The 16205-nt window shown below is 63.8% G+C and carries 13 protein-coding genes and 1 tRNA gene; 11 read left to right on the top strand and 3 right to left on the bottom strand.

Annotated elements, in window-relative coordinates; genetic code table 11:
* Positions 1-8: 8 nt before the first annotated feature.
* Both ACXJKC_RS11805 and ACXJKC_RS11800 read right to left on the bottom strand, forming a co-directional pair.
* Entirely contained in the window at positions 9-1319 is a 1311-nt protein-coding gene (locus ACXJKC_RS11805) for a D-arabinono-1,4-lactone oxidase (protein ID WP_456696911.1), read from the bottom strand.
* Entirely contained in the window at positions 1316-2479 is a 1164-nt protein-coding gene (locus ACXJKC_RS11800; RefSeq protein WP_456696910.1) for an amino acid deaminase/aldolase, read from the bottom strand. The genes ACXJKC_RS11805 and ACXJKC_RS11800 overlap by 4 nt, the downstream gene beginning before the upstream one ends.
* Positions 2480-2572: 93 nt before the next feature.
* Between ACXJKC_RS11800 and ACXJKC_RS11795 the strand changes: the two genes are divergently transcribed.
* From ACXJKC_RS11795 to ACXJKC_RS11775, 5 genes are all read left to right on the top strand, one after another.
* Complete coding sequence (locus tag ACXJKC_RS11795; RefSeq protein ID WP_456696909.1) at positions 2573-3391, top strand: mycofactocin-coupled SDR family oxidoreductase; 819 nt, start codon at positions 2573-2575, stop codon at positions 3389-3391.
* 78 nt (positions 3392-3469) lie between these two features.
* On the top strand, positions 3470-4300 hold the full coding sequence (locus tag ACXJKC_RS11790) for a hypothetical protein (protein ID WP_456696908.1): 831 nt from the start codon (positions 3470-3472) through the stop codon (positions 4298-4300).
* Between the two features lie 37 nt (positions 4301-4337).
* Positions 4338-4413, top strand: a tRNA-Thr gene (locus ACXJKC_RS11785).
* 1385 nt (positions 4414-5798) lie between these two features.
* Positions 5799-6509: a TetR/AcrR family transcriptional regulator gene (locus tag ACXJKC_RS11780; RefSeq protein ID WP_456696907.1), complete on the top strand. Its 711-nt coding sequence runs from the start codon at positions 5799-5801 to the stop codon at positions 6507-6509.
* Positions 6506-8851 carry an amidohydrolase family protein gene (locus ACXJKC_RS11775; RefSeq protein WP_456696906.1) on the top strand — a complete coding sequence of 782 codons (2346 nt, stop codon included), beginning with the start codon at positions 6506-6508 and terminating at the stop codon, positions 8849-8851. Before ACXJKC_RS11780 ends, ACXJKC_RS11775 begins: the two co-directional genes overlap by 4 nt.
* Positions 8852-9064: 213 nt before the next feature.
* On the opposite strand, the gene ACXJKC_RS11770 is transcribed toward ACXJKC_RS11775, so the two are convergent.
* The gene (locus tag ACXJKC_RS11770; RefSeq protein ID WP_456696905.1) at positions 9065-9664 is read right to left on the bottom strand and encodes a TetR/AcrR family transcriptional regulator; all 600 of its coding nucleotides are present in this window, start codon (positions 9662-9664) and stop codon (positions 9065-9067) included.
* A gap of 289 nt (positions 9665-9953) precedes the next feature.
* Between ACXJKC_RS11770 and ACXJKC_RS11765 the strand changes: the two genes are divergently transcribed.
* The 6 genes from ACXJKC_RS11765 (at position 9954) to ACXJKC_RS11740 (ending at position 16151) form a co-directional block, all read left to right on the top strand.
* Entirely contained in the window at positions 9954-11039 is a 1086-nt protein-coding gene (locus tag ACXJKC_RS11765) for an alcohol dehydrogenase catalytic domain-containing protein (protein WP_456696904.1), read from the top strand.
* A 38-nt stretch (positions 11040-11077) separates the two neighbouring features.
* Positions 11078-11614 carry a 2,4'-dihydroxyacetophenone dioxygenase family protein gene (locus tag ACXJKC_RS11760; RefSeq protein ID WP_456696903.1) on the top strand — a complete coding sequence of 179 codons (537 nt, stop codon included), beginning with the start codon at positions 11078-11080 and terminating at the stop codon, positions 11612-11614.
* Between the two features lie 73 nt (positions 11615-11687).
* Positions 11688-12398 carry an SDR family NAD(P)-dependent oxidoreductase gene (locus ACXJKC_RS11755; protein WP_456696902.1) on the top strand — a complete coding sequence of 237 codons (711 nt, stop codon included), beginning with the start codon at positions 11688-11690 and terminating at the stop codon, positions 12396-12398.
* A 272-nt stretch (positions 12399-12670) separates the two neighbouring features.
* Complete coding sequence (locus ACXJKC_RS11750) at positions 12671-13459, top strand: ABC transporter ATP-binding protein (protein ID WP_456696901.1); 789 nt, start codon at positions 12671-12673, stop codon at positions 13457-13459.
* The gene (locus ACXJKC_RS11745) at positions 13456-14181 is read left to right on the top strand and encodes an ABC transporter ATP-binding protein (protein ID WP_456696900.1); all 726 of its coding nucleotides are present in this window, start codon (positions 13456-13458) and stop codon (positions 14179-14181) included. Before ACXJKC_RS11750 ends, ACXJKC_RS11745 begins: the two co-directional genes overlap by 4 nt.
* Positions 14178-16151, top strand: a complete 1974-nt coding sequence (locus ACXJKC_RS11740) for an ABC transporter permease (protein ID WP_456696899.1) — start codon at positions 14178-14180, stop codon at positions 16149-16151. The genes ACXJKC_RS11745 and ACXJKC_RS11740 overlap by 4 nt, the downstream gene beginning before the upstream one ends.
* Positions 16152-16205 lie beyond the last annotated feature (54 nt).

The following is a 16205-nucleotide window of genomic DNA, read 5'->3' as shown; positions in this document are numbered from 1 at the left end:
GCGGAGGGTCAGCCGAGGACCCGGTTCAGGTAGTCGTTGCTGAACGTCCTGGCCGGGTCCAGGTCGTCGCGGATTGCTACGAAGTCGCCGAAGCGCGAGTACCTCTCCGCGAAGTAGCTCGAGTCGAGGGTGTGCAGCTTGCCCCAGTGCGGTCGGCCCTCGTGAGCAGTGAAGATGTCCTGGGCGGCGGCGAAGTAGTCGGTGTAGTCGGTGCGCCAATACTGGTGCACCGCGACGTAGCAGTTGTCGCGCTCGTGCCCGGTCGACATCCAGACGTCATCGGCGGCGGTGAACCGCACCTCGATCGGGAAGGAGATGTTCTCGTGACCGGCGCCGAACCATGAGGCCAGCTCGGTCAGGACGCCGGGCAGGGCCTCCCGGGGCAGCGCGAATTCGGACTCGCGGAATCGAACTGTCCGTGGCGAGACGAAGACGTTGTAGGAGTCGTCGATGTACTCCCGGGCGCTCAGGACCGAGCCGGAGATCGAGTTGACCCGTGGGATCCACGACGGTTTGCGGGTCAGCACCCGATTGATGCCCTCGAAGGCGGTGTTGCTGAGGAACTCGTCGTCGAGCCAGTGGCGGAACTTGCTGACAGGCTTGCGCTCGGTGCCTTCAGGAACGCGGTTGTTGCGCTTGATCGACGTCTTCTCGGTGTGCGGGAACCAGTAGAACTCGAAGTGATCGTTGTCAGCTACCAGGGAGTCGAGTCGGCCCATGACTTCGGGTAGCGGCATGGGCTCTTCGCGCGCGTGCAGCAGAAATGCCGGGACGCACTGCAGTGTCACCTCGGTGACGATGCCGAGCGCGCCGAGCGTGACGCGGGAGGCGCCGAACCATGGGTGCTGTTCGTCGATCTCCAGTACCTCACCGCTTGCTGTCACGAGCTGGACTCCGACGACGGCCCGCGAGATGCCGAACAGCTTGCCGCCCGTGCCGTGGGTCCCGGTCGAGATGGCGCCGGCCACGGACTGTGGATCGACATCGCCGAGATTCGGCAGTGCCAGTCCGCGGGACTTGAGCTGCGGATTGAGGTCGTGCAAGGAGATGCCGGCCTGGACCCGGACCCGACTCGTCTCGGTATCGACGCCCACGATCGCGTTCATCCGATCGAGGCGTAACAGGATTCCATCAGTTGCGGCGATCGCGGTGAACGAATGGCTCGCACCGACTGCCTTGACCTGCTGGCCCGAAGCAACGGCCTCGCGGACGATCGTCGTGACCTCGGCAGTCGAGGCGGGGTGAGCGATGCGAACGGGATGGGCCTCGGCGCTGCGGCCCCAGTTCTGCCAGGTCTGTCGTGTCTGTGCGGAACTCATCCGAAGTTCTTTCCTTCTCCTCTGTACGTCGGCATGAGCTGCACTGCTCCGCCGCTGTCGACGATCGCGACCTGGTCGAAGCGTTCGCACATCTCGCCGGCTTTGGCGTACCGCATGACAACCCGGTCACCGATCGACAAGGACCGTGCGGCCTGGCCTTTCAACGGCGACTGCACCTCACCCGCACCTTCGGTGCCGATCGGCTTGAGGCCCTGGGGCCAGGTCGGCAACGGCTGACGGTTCTTGTTGGTCGGGCCTGATGCGATGTAGCCGCCGGAGAACAAGGTGACGATGTCGCGCCGGGGTTTGCGGACGACCGAGAGCACGAAATATGCGGCGGGTCGTGACTGGAAGGCGTCATAGCCGTCGAACAGCACCGGCGAGAACAACCCCGAGCCGGCCGTGAGCTCGGTGATGGCGGGATCGGCGCCGGTCACCTCGAGGCTTCCGGTTCCGCCGGCGTTGACGATCTCGAGGTCGGCATGTTGGGCGACAGCACTGACCACTTTGCTGCGGCGTTCGAGCAGCTCGGCGGCCGAACGCTTCTTGACCAGTCGGACGGCGGGAGAGGAGTCGGGCAGTCCCGCGATCTGTGCGTCGTAGAACATCACGCCGACCAGTTCGAAGCCCGGCCGTTGCTCGATCGCGGCGGCGAGCTTGCGGGCCTGACGCGCTGTGTGGACGGGGGAGCGTCGGACACCCAGGTGGATCGGTCCGAGTTTGAGCGAGCAGTCGACGTCGATGCAGACCCGGATATCGGGGTGCTGGGGACCGAGCAGGGAATCGATGTGGTCGAGTGACTCGGTGCTGTCGACCATGAGCGTGATGGCCGCGCGCCTGCGATCGTCCGCCACGAGATCGATGAGAGCTTCGCGGCTGGTCGTCGGGTAGGCCAGCAGGATGTCGTCGAAACCCCGGCCGACGAGCCAGTTCGATTCGGCCAGGGAGTACGACATGATCCCGGCGAATCCATCGCGTGCGAGTGTCTGCTCGAGGATCGATCGCACGCGCACGGATTTGCTCGCGACCCTGACAGGGACTCCGTCCGCTCGGCGTACAAGATCGTCGGCATTGGCCCACAACGCGGGGGAGTCGACGATCGCGAATGGGGTGTCGAGGCTGCTGGTCGCGGTCAGGAGCCGGTCGAACGGTGTTGACATTTCGTCAGTATGTCGCATCTCGGTGTCTCCTTGTTTTGGCGCTGAGTGCCATTATTATTGAGACGAAGGACACACTGACCCAGGAGGATCGATATGACCAAGACTCGGCTGGAGAACAAGGTGGCATTCATCACCGGAGCGGCGCGCGGGCAAGGACGGGCGCACGCCGTGCGTCTTGCCGCCGAGGGTGCCGACATCATCGCGTTGGATCTCGCCGGGCCCCTGCCGGGCGTCCCCTACGACTCGCCGACACCCGCGGATCTCGACGAGACGGTGCGGTTGGTCAAGGAGCAGGGACGCAAGATCGTCGTACGCCAGGGCGATGTCCGTGACCTCGATGCGATGCGCGAGTTCGTCGACGAGGCGGTCGCCGAACTCGGTGGACTCGACATCGTGGTCGCCAACGCCGGCATCTGTATCCCGGCGACGTGGGACGAAGTGACGCCGCAGATCTTCAAAGACACCATGGACATCAACGTCACGGGCGTATGGAACACCGTCATGGTGTCGGCTCCGCACCTGATCGAGCGTGGCGGTGGCTCGGTCGTGCTGATCAGCTCGTACGCGGGCAAGAAGGTCCAGCCGTTCATGGTCAGCTACACGACCAGCAAGCATGCCGTGACCGGCATGACGCGTGCGTTCGCCGCCGAACTCGGCAGGCACAAGATCCGGGTCAACAGCATCCATCCGGGCGCGGTCAACACTCCGATGGGATCGGGCGACATGCAAGGAGCATTGGAGCGCGCCGGTCAGACCAATCCGCCACTCAACCAGATGGGGACCCCTTTCCTGCCGCAGTTCGCGGCTGATGCCGACGAGATCGCCCATGCGGTCGCTTTCCTGGCCTCGGATGAGTCGAGCTTCATCACGTCGGAGCACCTCAGTGTCGATGGCGGATCCCAGTACTTCTGAGCGCCGTGATGCATCAGTGACGTGATCGACACCCCGGCCATGTCGGGTTGCGGGGTGTCGGTCGCGGATACTGGGCTGATGCGCAAGCTTCTTGGGATCGGTCTCGTCGTGCTGCTCGTCGTGAGTGGGTGCTCCGACGGTTCGGACGGACCCGAGAAGCAGGCCGGCTCGACTCCGAGCACGGGCACGTCTCGGGCGGTGACCCTCGAATCGCTCGAACTCGACTGGCCCACGGCTGACGGAAAATTCGACGTCGTCGACCCGCCGCCGGCGCCTGAGGGCCTCAGCTCCGACATCTACGACCAGATGGTCACCGATCTCAAAGCCTGGGCGACAGCCAGCACGGTCGACGAGGAGGTCTGGCACAGCAAGGCGCCATTCGACCGGGTCGCCGAAGGTCTGCCTGACAAGACGGCGGCGACGCTTCTGGCTCAGACCAAGGATCAGGCCTCACCGCGGTTGGCGGCGGCCAATGTGTTCTCCGATCGGGTCAAGATCATCGGTTCGCCCAAGGTGTCGACGGCTTGGCAGGTCAAGACCGTCGATGACGACACCGAGAAGCCCTATACGGTCCTGGAGTTGCAGACCCGGGCGGCGTACGAAGTGCGCTTGGGCGAGAACGGCCCCAGTCGGGTCATCGGCATGCTCCGAGTACACGCCTTGAGTGCCTTCGCCGATTCGACGGATGATTTCGGAGTCAGTAGCGGTTGGCAGGAGTTCGGCGCAGGCAACTGCTCCCTGGCCCTGGACGACTCACTGATCCCCGATGCGGACGTCGAAGGGTCGGATGCGGATCTGAAGAAGTTCATCGCGGTAGGCAGCAAGGACGCCGTCGAGATGCCCGCATTGGACGATGACGAACAGGTCGACGGCAACTATCTGAAGCGGTGCCGTGAAGGCGTGATCTAGGGGTCGCTAAGATGATGTCTCGGACCTCGGTCCGTACGCCTCTGTAGCTCAGTTGGTAGAGCGCCATACTTGTAATATGGATGTCGCGGGTTCGAATCCTGTCGGAGGCTCCAAAGGTTCTGTGACCTGCATAAATGCCGAGTTCGTCTCTGGTAAATCGCTCGAAACCCACGCTTTGACCCACACAATGACGATGTGGTCGGTCTAGCTGGTGCTGAAGGTCCGCTGCGGCAACTGCTGCCGACGGATTCGGTCACGCATTCTTGTGGGTGCTTGTGGTTTCCGCAGTGTGCCTGGCGCCGCTTGCACTCTTGATCCCTGCCGAACGCCGAGCACGTGTCTCGGGCTCTGGTCCGAATGTTGGTTCTTCGCAGACGGCACCCTAGGAAACGACGGGGTGAACGTCACTTGCGCCGTACAGGTGCAACCGGTCTAAGTTGAGCGCGGACAGTGCCGAACGATGCGATTGCGCGCGCACCGACGCAGACTGGCTCGACCGGCAGGTATGGCGTGAGGCGTGAGGTCGCATCCATCCTCTCGAACCCTGACCGACTTACCGCGACCGGTTCGAATCAGAGCGGCAGGACCCTCAGTCAGAGCAGGACCGGGTGGTCGCGCTGCTGGGATTATCCGAGCGGGCGGGCCACCGGCTCCCCTCAATGAACCTGGATGAACAACGCGGGGTCCTCCACATCCTCCAGGTCAAGGTCAATGCCCTGGATTCGTGAGAGGCTCCACAATTCCAAATCGAGGGTGCCATCCTCACCGCAAGTTCTCACATGTTTGACGATGTCTTCATACTCGGACCTTGTGGTGAACTTTTTGCTTTCCGTGACGTTTGCGTGCGGCGTTGTGATCGCAGTCACTCACGTCTTCAACCGCCGGTTCATCGCGCCGGTCTACGACGTAGTAGCGAACCTCGTGGCCTTCGTTTGTGCCACCGCGGCCTCTTGGTTGCTCGGGCACGCAGTTCCAGCGCTGCTCTCCGGTGTCGCGATTCTGTGCTGGCTCATCCTCGCGCGACGAACGGCGCTCGCCTACCGAGCAAACGGCAGCAGGAGGACGCCCCGGGTCTGAGAGTGCGTAACGGGACTGCGATGGCGACACGCCCAATGCGTGAGGCGGTGCCCTAGGTGTTTGGCGTCGCCACCCGGGATAGTGCTCGCAACTCACCGACGCGGACCCGAGTCGGGGTGTGTTTTTTTTTGGGGGGCAGTCGAGGTCGCTGTTGACCTGCGCAAACGTGAACGCGCGGCTCGGTGAGTCGGGCCAGTTCCACGTATCGGCCTCGTGAGCTGATTGATGTAAGCGACGATCCTGTTCTCGTCGGCAGAGGCCGCGAAGACAGGACCTGAGCAGCGAGATCTCGCACGCTCTGCCGAAAGCGTCGGTTGCCGATTCAAGTTGAAATCCTGGGGAAAATTCCTTAGTGAACACCGTTGACTAAGACGTTCATCTCGTGCAACTATTTCGCATGCGTGCTCCAGATCACAGGCCAGTGCCGAAGTTGAATGCACGAGAAGGTCGCCAGAAGCGGGGCTATCTCTCATCGACGGTGATCGTGGATGCCGCCATCGCCTTGGTCGATGAGGGCGGCGATGATGCGTTGACGTTTCGTTCTCTGGGCGATGAACTCAAGGTCAGCCCGACAAGCGTCTATCGTCACTTTCGCGACAAGGACGAACTGCTGCTCGCCATGGCGGATCGGCTCCTGGACGAGGCGTTCGTGGCAGTCGACGAATCCGAAGACTGGCGCACGACACTTCGATCCATTGCCTACGCGATGCACGGCGCCTACGTCGGACACGCACGGATCGCCGTCCTCGTGTCGGCGCGCACCGCGGTCGGAACATCGGAGCTGCGGGTTGCAGAACTGATCTTGCGGACGTTGAAGTTCGCCGGCATTCCGCCGGAAGAGCGGGCGCTGTACTACCGCGCCTTCGAGGACACGGTATTGGCATGGGCCTGCTTCGATGCCACCTACGCGTCGATCAACCCCGAAGCGCGCTCACGCGACGAGGTTGCGTGGATGACCCGATTCGGCGGCGCTTCGGCCCGCGATTTCCCGTCTGTCGCCGAGACCAGACCCCACGAAGTCCAGGTCAATGACCATCAAATCTTCGTCACAGCCATCGACTTGGTGGTCGATGCCATTGGGGCGAGAGCTAGCGGCCACGAGGTCGAAGCGAAACTGGAGGAGAACTCATGAAGCCCCTATTCAGGCGTGGAGTCGGAGCACTCGCGGCCGCCGCTCTGGCAGGATCCGCGGCAGTTGCGACGGGAGCCTCGGCAGAGGCCCGAGCTCAAGTACCGGCCGACACCGTGATCACAGATGCGTACGTCTACACCGTGGACACCAAGCGTCCTGAAGCCGAGGCCGTCGCAATTCGCGATGGGAAGATCGTCTACGTCGGCACGTCAACTGGCGTGCAGAGCTACATAGGCCCGAAGACCAAGGTCGAAGACGTGCAGGGGCGCATGGTGATGCCCGGCCTGATCGACGCCCACGCCCATCCGGGTGGGGCAGGTGCTGGTCTCACCGGCTGCAGCCTCGACTATCAGGAGCTGACGGTCGACGAGACGCTGACGGCGGTCCAAGATTGCATCGATGACGAGCGCGGATTCGTCGGCCCGGCCGATAACCGGTGGCTGCAGATCCGCTATTGGAATCTGCAAGGACTCAAGCCTGCCGGCACCACCATGACGCGTCTGGACCTCGACAGGCTCAACACCACGGTACCGATGTTCATGGTCTCGACAGATGGCCACAACGGCTTGGCCAATTCGAAGGCGCTTCAGGTGGCTGGAATCACGAAAGACACACCTGACCCCGCGCGAGGATTCATGGAGCGCGACCCGGACGGCAACCCGACGGGCTACTTCTCGGACGCCAACAGCCTGGTTACGTCGCACATTCCGAGCAAGAGCGATGCCGACACGAAACGGGATCTCAAGGCATCGTTGGATGCCCTGAACGCGACCGGCGTCACCGCATTCTTCGGAAACAGCGGAAGTCTGAAGAACTACAACGAACTCCAAGACGAGGACGAGCTGACGGCACGAGTCTCCGCCGCAGCATCGGGCGATCTGACCGGTGACATGGATGCCTTGATTGCCACGTTGAATTCGCAGAAGGCCTTGTACGACAACGGCAATGTGCACGTCAACACTGTCGGCGAGATCCTGGTTGACGGGGTCATGGAGTATCCGGCGTTCACGGCTTCGTTGCTGGACCCCTACTTGACGAAGGTCGACGACGAATGGGTGCCGAGCTCGAATCGTGGCCCCAGCTACTTCAGTGATCAGCAGATGAAGACTCTGGTGGTGGCACTGGACAAGGCGGGTTGGAATGGCCACTTCCACACGATCGGAGACCGCGCGGTACGCCAAGTTCTTGATGGCGTCGCAGCGGCGCGTGCTGCGAACGGGGTCACTGACACGATCTTCTCCACAACGCACAATGAGCTGGTCGCACCGAGTGACATCCCGCGATTCGCGTCGCTTCGTGTCATTGCGAACTTCTCGCCGCAGTGGGCCCAGCGCGATGCCTACACAGTCGACAACCTCGCGGACTACCTCGGCCCCGAACGCGCCGGCCGCCTGTATCCGATCGGTGCAATCGCGGCCACGGGCGCCACTGTGTCGACGGGCAGCGACTGGCCGGTGGATGAGCTGAACCCTTGGCGGATGATCGAGCAAGCGGTCACACGCACCGGCGCGGCAGGCTACGACGGACACCCCGGCGCGCTCTCGCCGGATGACGCCGTGACCCTGAAGCAGTCGATTGCCATGATCACCAAGAACGCGGCCAAGCAGATCGGGCTCTGGAACGAGATCGGATCGATCGAGGTGGGCAAGGATGCAGATTTGCTTGTGCTCGATCAGAACCTGTTCGACGTGAAGCTCGGTCAGATTCACAAGACGGCACCCGCGCAGGTCTACTTCGACGGTCGAGTGATCCACCAGGCGGACAAGGCCGAATCGACCACCACGGTCAAGCTCGGAAAGGGCTCGGTGTCGTTCGGCGCCAAGACCAGCTTGGCCATCACGGTCTCGTCAGACTCGACCACACCGACAGGGACCGTGACGGTCAAGGACGGCGCGAAGACTGTTGCCCAGTCGGCGCTTCGCGACGGTAAGGCGACTGTCCAGGTGGGCGCGGGCTTGGCGGCTGGCAAGCACAATCTGAGTGTCAGTTACGGTGGCGACTTCTCGGCTGCGACCTCATCAGCGACGACGCAGTTGACAGTGACGAAAGCCCGAACGGTCACGAGTCTGTCCATCAAGCACTCGACGATCAAGCGTCACAGCCGGGCAAAAGTCACTGTGACGGTCAAGGTGCCCGGAACGACGACTGGTGCGGCCGGGAAGGTCAGGATCATGGCGGGGAGTAAGACAGTTTCGACCTTCTCGGTCAAGGCAGGACGATCGACCACGGTCAAGCTGCCAGTGCTGAAGCCCGGTCGTCACAAGCTGCGAGCTGTTTTCACAGGATCTGGCAACCTCAACGGCTCGAGTTCAAGTAGCAAGTCCTTGAAGGTCAAGCGCTAGCTGATCGGTCTGCTCCGGTGGATTGGCGACGTCATGAAAGCCAACGATGTCGTCAGTCCGCCGGAGCAACGTATCGAGATCAGAGCGGCCAGTCGTCGAAAGTTCGGTTACGGAACGAACGGTATGTCGTGATGTTGCTGCCCGCGGCGATACGGATTCGATCGAGGTTCCCGCCCGATCCATAAATCAGGAATGCTGACCCGGAGCGGGCCCTCACACTGAAACGGAGCGCACCGTTCCTAGAGCGAGCTCGCTGTAGCGCTCGGCCATCTGTTCCGGTTGGATGCTGCCGCCGGCCCTGTACCAGGAGGCAATCGCGTAGCCCATGTTAATGACGGCACGCGCGGCCTCTCGCGGGAACGGAGTGGCGAAGGTGCCCAATGCGACACCGCGGTCGATGACTTCGCGGAACATCGCTTCCTGCTCATCCCGCAAGGTCACGACGAGCTTCCGCCCGACGTCGTCGAGGCTTCTCAGCTCGGAAGCGCCGATCAGGGCCTCTTGTTGTCGGGTCGTGTGGAAGAGCGTCCAGGCGCGGACGATGGCGTCGAGCTGGTGTGCCGGCTCATTGTCGGACGAGACCAGCGCGGAGCGCGTCATGGAGATCGTGTCGGTCATGGTGCGCACCATGATCTCCTGCAGAATCTCCTGCTTGGAGGGAAAATGGTGATAGATCGAGGCCACGGTCACGCCGGCGTCGGAAGCGATGTCTCGCATGGAGGTGCCGTGGTAGCCGCGCTCGGTGAAGTTCGAGATAGCGCACTCCAGCAGCGCCGCCCGCGCATTGCCTGATCGCGATCTGGCCGGTGCCATCTGATGTCCCTTCCTGTCACCCCGAACGAGGTGTCCCGATTGTGTCATGGATAGGTATCGAAACGTAGCAGTCGGGGGTGTGTTCCCGCGCGATCGTTCAGTTGGCCACTGTTGTCGGCCCGGTATGAAATCGACTGATCGGCTGCGACTCATGTGAGCGTACGATCCAGGTTATTCCCTTTGATCATTGAATCACGACATTGGGTCGATCCAGGAGTCTCTTGACATGTCGTGACCTGCGTCATACCGTAGCGATTGCTAATCGAACGCTCGCTTGGGAGAAAAATATATGACTGTCTCGGCCGTGGCACCCAGTACGCAGTCGACGTCACGCAGTGCCCGCGCCGCCCGCTACCACGGTGTCCTCGACGTACGCATCGAGCAGATCGAGATCGCCGAACCCGCGGCCGGCGAAGTGCTGGTCGAGGTCGCCTTCTGCGGTGTCTGTGGATCCGACCTTCACGAGTACTTCTCCGGCCAGACCGTGACACCTGCGGAGCCGCATCCGCTGACGCACGTCGAGCTGCCGGTCGTGCTGGGTCACGAGTTCTCGGGCACGGTTGCTGCTGTCGGTCGTGATGTCCACTCGGTCGCCGTGGGTGACCGGGTCGCGGTGCGGCCGACCTACAGCTGCGGCGAATGTGCGAGCTGCGAGCGTGGATACCCCAACACATGCACGAAGCTGGCCTTCCACGGTCTCAGCGGACCAGGGGGAGGGCTGTCGACCTTCACAGTACTTCCGGCGTCGATGGTATTCACTCTGCCCCACAGTGTGACGCTCGAGCAGGGCGCGCTCGTCGAGCCCATGGCGGTCTCGTACCACGCGGTCGCGCTCGGCATCACCGATGCGACGACCGTCGCCTTCGTCGGAGGAGCCGGTCCCATCGGCATCGGTGCGATCTTCGCGCTGCGGGCTCGAGGCATCCAGCACGTCATCGCGGCCGATCTCTCGCCGGCGCGCCGCGCCCTGGCCGCATCGCTCGGCGCCGAGGTCTTCGATCCGGCCGAGAGATCCCTCGTGGACGTCCTCGACGGCCGGGTGCTCGACCTCGCAGTGGAGGCGGCCGGAGTCGGCGCCGTCGTCACGGCGGCGATCGAGGCCATGGGCCCGCGCGGTCGACTCGTTCTTGTCGGGCTCCACGAGAAGCCCATGCAGCTCGATCCGACGAGCCTGCTCTACCGCGAGACCACGGTCATCGGCTCCTCCACGTACACCGATGACGACTACCGCGCGGTCATCGCGGCGATGGCCGCCGGCGGCTACGACCCCAGCGGCTGGGTCGAGACCCGTTCCCTCGACGAGCTGCTGTCGACGTTCGACGAGCTGCGCGCTGGTGGCCCCTCCAAGGTCCTCATCGACCTGAAAACCCCCTGATTCACCTACAACACGCATTTCCCGAAAGGAAGAGATCCATGGCAGACCTGCACATCAAGACCGAAGACATCACTCTCAATGAAGAGGCCAAGCTCACCGACGTGGCTGTTCGCTATCAGCTGCCCGACATGTACGCGCCTGCGGATGAGGAGTACTCGCCGTGGATCTTCGTCGAGGGCTCGGAGGGCATGTGGGCCCGCTACCTGTGGTTCGACGTCCGTCTCGGCCAGTGGGGTGCGATGGTCCGTTCCGACGGCCCCGGCGTACTGGGCGTCCACAAGCACCGCTCCGACGTCCTCGCCTACACGGTCAGCGGGTCGTGGGGGTACGAGGAGTACGACTGGGAGGCCAAGGCGGGCGATGTCGTGCAGGAGAGCCCCGGCACGATCCACACGCTGCGAAGCGTCAATCCCGAAGGGTTCTTGGCCTTCTTCGTGCTGAACGGCTCGATCGACTGGTACGCGCCCGACGGACAGGTGGCCCTGGTGGAGGACGTGTTCTACAACATTCACCGCTACGAGACGTACTGCAAGACCAAGGGCATCCCGGTCAACGACGAGCTCTTCCGTCGCTGATCCATCCAGTCCTGCGTGACGGGGACCGGCGGTCAGCTGGTCCCCGTCACCTTGTGCAGAGAGGTGTGTCCCCATGACATCGCTTGAAGGCAAGGTCGCCGTCGTCACCGGCGGCACATCCGGCATCGGGCTTGGTACGGCTGCACTCCTGGCGGAGCGCGGCGCCGTCGTCCACGCGGTCGGGCTGAACGCCGCAGCGGCTTCGGCCCCACCCGGAGTGACGCTCCATGAGCTCGACGTGACGTCAGGGCCGGATGTCGAGGCATTCTTCGGCGGGCTCGAACGACTCGACATCCTGGTGCCTGCCGCAGGCATGTCGCTCGGAGCTGAGGAGCATCGGCCAGAGAGCTTCGCACGTGTCATCGAGGTCAATCTGCTCTCGGTGCATCGGTGCTGCAGCGCGGCTGAGGAGCTGCTGTTTTCGGGCGGTGGGTCGATCGTGCTGATCGCGTCGATGTACAGCTTCTTCGGATCGGCGACCAGCCCCGCGTATGCCGCGAGCAAGGGTGGTATCGCTCAGCTGACGAAATCGTTGAGCCAGGCCTACGCGGCGCACGGTGTGCGAGTGAATGCGATCGCCCCCGGGTGGATCAACACGCCCTTGCTCGACATGACCAAGGAGGTCGCGCCCGAGATGTATGCGGGTCTGCTCGACCGCATCCCGATGGACCGGTTCGGAGAGCCTGTCGAGATCGGCAGGACGGTGGCTTTCCTGTCCGGCGACGATGCTTCGTACATCACGGGCGCGATCATTCCCGTCGATGGAGGCTACGCAACGGTCTGACCATATTTAGTCAAACGATCGTTCGGGAAAGCTACGCTGTCTCGCCCGGCCCGCACGCAGTGCGCGCCGGGCGTTTCTGCATCTCCAGACGTAAAGGTCTTGGATTAGCAGGGTATTTGTCGAAGTTTGATGTGACGCCAGCCACAGAAAATCTCGCAAAGGTCTTGACATCCGACCCGGATCGAAGTCAAACTCACTGTAGAAACTTACTGAACGATCGTATGGGTAGTGGCCGAACCATGGGGCTGCGGCCAGCAGGAGGAAGGAACACCATGACGTCAGGGAGCACCTTCAGGACTGAGAATCTCTCGGTTCGCTACGGAGGACTCGTGGCACTCGACTCGGTGTCGATCTCGGTCGAGCCGGGCGAGTTCGCCGGGCTCATCGGCCCCAACGGGGCCGGCAAGACGACGTTCATCGACGCCGTGACCGGATTCGCCAAGGCGACCGGGACGGTCTCCATGGGAAGCACCCCGCTGCTGCCCCTGCCGGCCTACCGTCGGGTCGAAGCCGGGGTCAGCCGGACTTTCCAGAGTCTCGAGCTGTTCGAAGACCTCACGGTGCGCGAGAACGTCCTCGTGTCGACGGAAGGCTCCCATTGGTGGTCGCCTGTCGTCGAGTTCGTGAAACCCCGGCGCGCGGCCCGCATCACGGGAGTCGTCGAGGAGGTCCTCGATCTCGTCGGCCTCGGTGAGCACATGGAGGCCTTCCCGCCCGATCTGTCACTCAGCCAGCGCAAGCTGGTGAGCGTCGCGCGGGCTCTGGCCACCGGCCCCAAGATGCTGCTGCTCGACGAGCCGGCTGCCGGCCTCGACTCCGATGCGAGCCTCGCTCTGGGCCGCGAGCTGCAGCGGGTGGCCGACCAGGGCATCGCCATCTTGCTGGTCGACCACGACATCAGCCTCATCCTCGACGTGTGCGAACGGATCAACGTGCTCGACTTCGGCAAGCTCATCGCTTCGGGTCCGACCGACCAGGTCAAGAATGACCCGGCTGTGCTCGCTGCCTACCTCGGCCAGGACGTCCACGAGGCCGACGCGATCGCGGAGGTCTTGTCATGACTGCTGCCATCGAGATGCGTGACGTGTCTGCCGGCTATGCCGGTGTGCCGGTCCTGCGTGGGGTCGACCTTCGCGTCGATCGCGGCGAAGTCGTCGCCCTCCTGGGCGGAAACGGTGCCGGAAAGACCACGACGCTCCTGACCCTCGCAGGAATTCTCAAGAGCGAGACCGGTGAGGTCCTCGCGCTGGGCGAGTCCATCAGAGCGGGCCGTCCACATCTCCAGGCCCGCCGAGGCGTGGCGCTGGTTCCCGACGACCGTTCGTTGTTCTTCAACCTCACAACACGGGAGAACCTCCGGCTGGCACGCACGCCCAAAGGCACGAGCCACGCCGACGTCGAGGCCTTGGTCCTCGAGTACTTCCCGGCCTTGAAGCCCAAACTCGGCGTCCGAGCAGGGCTGCTGTCCGGAGGCGAGCAGCAGATGCTGGCCGTCGGCCGCGCCATGGTCACCCAGCCCAAGGTGCTGATGATCGACGAGCTGAGCATGGGCCTCGCGCCCATCGTGGTCAAACAGATGCTTCCCATCGTGCGGCGGATCGCCGTCGAGCTGGGGGCGGGGGTCCTGCTCGTCGAGCAGCACATCGATCTCGTGCTGCAGCACGCGGACCGCGCGTACGTGCTCAATCGCGGTCGCGTCGTGCTGGAGGGCTCGGCCGCCGACCTGCTCGCTGACAAGGCGCAGCTGCGCTCCAGCTATCTGGCCATGGAGGTCGCCTCATGAAAGACGTCTTGTTGTTCGCGATCCTCGGCACCGGTGCTGGTGCCGTGTACGCCATGATCGCCCTCGGCATCGTGCTGATCCAGAAGGGAACCGGCGCGGTCAACTTCGCGCAAGGTGCGATTGCCGGGGCGTGCGCCATCTACTTCGGTGTGTCGACCGGCAACAACGGCACTCCACTCGTCCAGGCGGCCCTGACGGCGATCGTCACGGCAGGGCTCGGCGGGCTGATCTTCTACGTGCTCGTCATGCGACCTTTGCGCAATGCGCCACTCCTCGCCCGCATCGTGACGACACTCGGCCTCATGCTCGCGGTCCAGGGCCTGGCCAGCCAGGTGTGGAAGGTCCCGACCGTCATCGCGCCCGCGATCTTCCCGACCGACAGCATCGACGTGTTCGGCATCAACTTCGGTGTCGACCGTCTCTACCTGCTCGGGACCGCGATCCTGCTGACCGTCGTCCTGTGGGCTGTCTACCGGTTCACCCGATTCGGTATGGCCACTCGTGCAGTCGCCGAGAACGAGCAGGGTGCCGCGCTGCTCGGCTACTCACCAGACGTCATCGGTGCGGCCAACTGGATGCTCGGCTCGATGCTGGCCGCGCTGGCCGGCGTGCTGTTCGCCCCGATCACCGCCCTCAACATCTCGACGCTCAGCCTGCTGGTCGTGCCGGCGCTCGCCGCGGCGCTCGTCGGCCGGTTCAGCTCGTTTGGTCTCACGACCTTCGTCGCCGTGATGATCGGTGTCGGCCAGTCGATCCTGACCCGCTTCGTCACTCAGCCGGGCATCAACGACGCCCTGCCCTTCCTGCTGATCGTCCTGGTCATGATCGCGTCGGGCGCTCTCATCCCGGGCCGCGGCACACGAGAGGTCTCGCGGCTCCCGCTCGCGCCTGCCGTCAAGCGTCGCGGGCTGCCACTGACGCTGATCGCGATCATCCCCGTGATCGGCCTGCTGACCCTCGGGAACACCTATCGTGATGCGATCTCGACCAGTCTCGTCATGGTTATGCTCGCGCTGTCCGTCGTCATCGTGACCGGCTACGTCGGTCAGATCTCGCTGATGCAGATGGCCTTCGCCGGCATCGCCGCCTTCGTCGTGTCCAAGCTCGCAGTCGAGATGGGGATCCCGTTCCCGCTGCCGATCCTCATCGCCGGGATCGTCGTGGTCCCGATCGGGATCCTCCTGGGCCTGCCGGCTCTGAGAGTGCGCGGCATCAGCCTCGCCGTCGTCACGCTCGGCGCCGCAGTCGCGATCTCCAGCTTCGTGTTCGGCAATGCGTCCTGGACCGGGGGCGCCGACGGCAGCAAAGTGCCGGCACCTGAGCTGTTCGGCTGGTCGGTCGACGCGGTGGCCCATCCGGAACGTTTCGGGATCTTCGCCGTGCTGGTCACCGTGGCCCTGGTTGCCGGGGTCATGAACATCCGACTCTCGTCCTTGGGCCGTCGCATGCTCGCGGTGCGCAGCAACGAGCGTGCGGCAGCGGCCGCCGGCATCAATGTCTCGATGACCAAGCTCCAGGCCTTCGCGTTGTCGGCTTTCGTCGCGGGAATCGGCGGAGGTGTCCTGGGCTACCAGATCGGTGCCGTGGCCTTCACCCGCTTCGTGCCGATCGCCTCGATCTCGTTGCTCGCGCTGGTCTACATCGGCGGCGTCGCGACGGTGTACGGCGCAGTGACCGCAGGCATCCTCGCCAACGGCGGTGTCCTCTACGTCCTGCTCACATCGGTCGACGGCATCTCGTCGTGGTGGATCGTGCTCTCGGGCATCCTGCTGATGTTCAACGCCGTGGTCCAGCCCGACGGCATCGCGGTGGCGATCAAGCAGCAAGCCTCGTGGGTGGCATCGAGGCTTCGGCCTGAGCCCGGCCGTCCCGCCCGGCCCGACGAATCCTCCGAGGCTGACGCCGCAACGCCGTCCCGCACCGAGCGCGATCTCGTCGTCGAGCCGGTCAAGGAACGCGTCGAGTCCTGACTCGCGCCGCACCATCTCGGCCACATTCGTGGCCACCACGTCTGAACCTCGGGG

The organism is Aeromicrobium sp. P5_D10 (assembly GCF_054049535.1).
This window is presented reverse-complemented; position numbering and strand designations above follow the sequence as displayed.

Coding starts and splice junctions, on each gene's coding strand:
- ACXJKC_RS11760 (WP_456696903.1), top strand. CDS start 11,078: ATGGCAGACCTGCACATCAAGACCGAAGACATCACTCTCAATGAAGAG.
- ACXJKC_RS11765 (WP_456696904.1), top strand. CDS start 9,954: ATGACTGTCTCGGCCGTGGCACCCAGTACGCAGTCGACGTCACGCAGT.
- ACXJKC_RS11790 (WP_456696908.1), top strand. CDS start 3,470: ATGCGCAAGCTTCTTGGGATCGGTCTCGTCGTGCTGCTCGTCGTGAGT.
- ACXJKC_RS11800 (WP_456696910.1), bottom strand. CDS start 2,479: ATGTCAACACCGTTCGACCGGCTCCTGACCGCGACCAGCAGCCTCGAC.
- ACXJKC_RS11740 (WP_456696899.1), top strand. CDS start 14,178: ATGAAAGACGTCTTGTTGTTCGCGATCCTCGGCACCGGTGCTGGTGCC.
- ACXJKC_RS11770 (WP_456696905.1), bottom strand. CDS start 9,664: ATGGCACCGGCCAGATCGCGATCAGGCAATGCGCGGGCGGCGCTGCTG.
- ACXJKC_RS11755 (WP_456696902.1), top strand. CDS start 11,688: ATGACATCGCTTGAAGGCAAGGTCGCCGTCGTCACCGGCGGCACATCC.
- ACXJKC_RS11795 (WP_456696909.1), top strand. CDS start 2,573: ATGACCAAGACTCGGCTGGAGAACAAGGTGGCATTCATCACCGGAGCG.
- ACXJKC_RS11745 (WP_456696900.1), top strand. CDS start 13,456: ATGACTGCTGCCATCGAGATGCGTGACGTGTCTGCCGGCTATGCCGGT.
- ACXJKC_RS11775 (WP_456696906.1), top strand. CDS start 6,506: ATGAAGCCCCTATTCAGGCGTGGAGTCGGAGCACTCGCGGCCGCCGCT.
- ACXJKC_RS11805 (WP_456696911.1), bottom strand. CDS start 1,319: ATGAGTTCCGCACAGACACGACAGACCTGGCAGAACTGGGGCCGCAGC.
- ACXJKC_RS11750 (WP_456696901.1), top strand. CDS start 12,671: ATGACGTCAGGGAGCACCTTCAGGACTGAGAATCTCTCGGTTCGCTAC.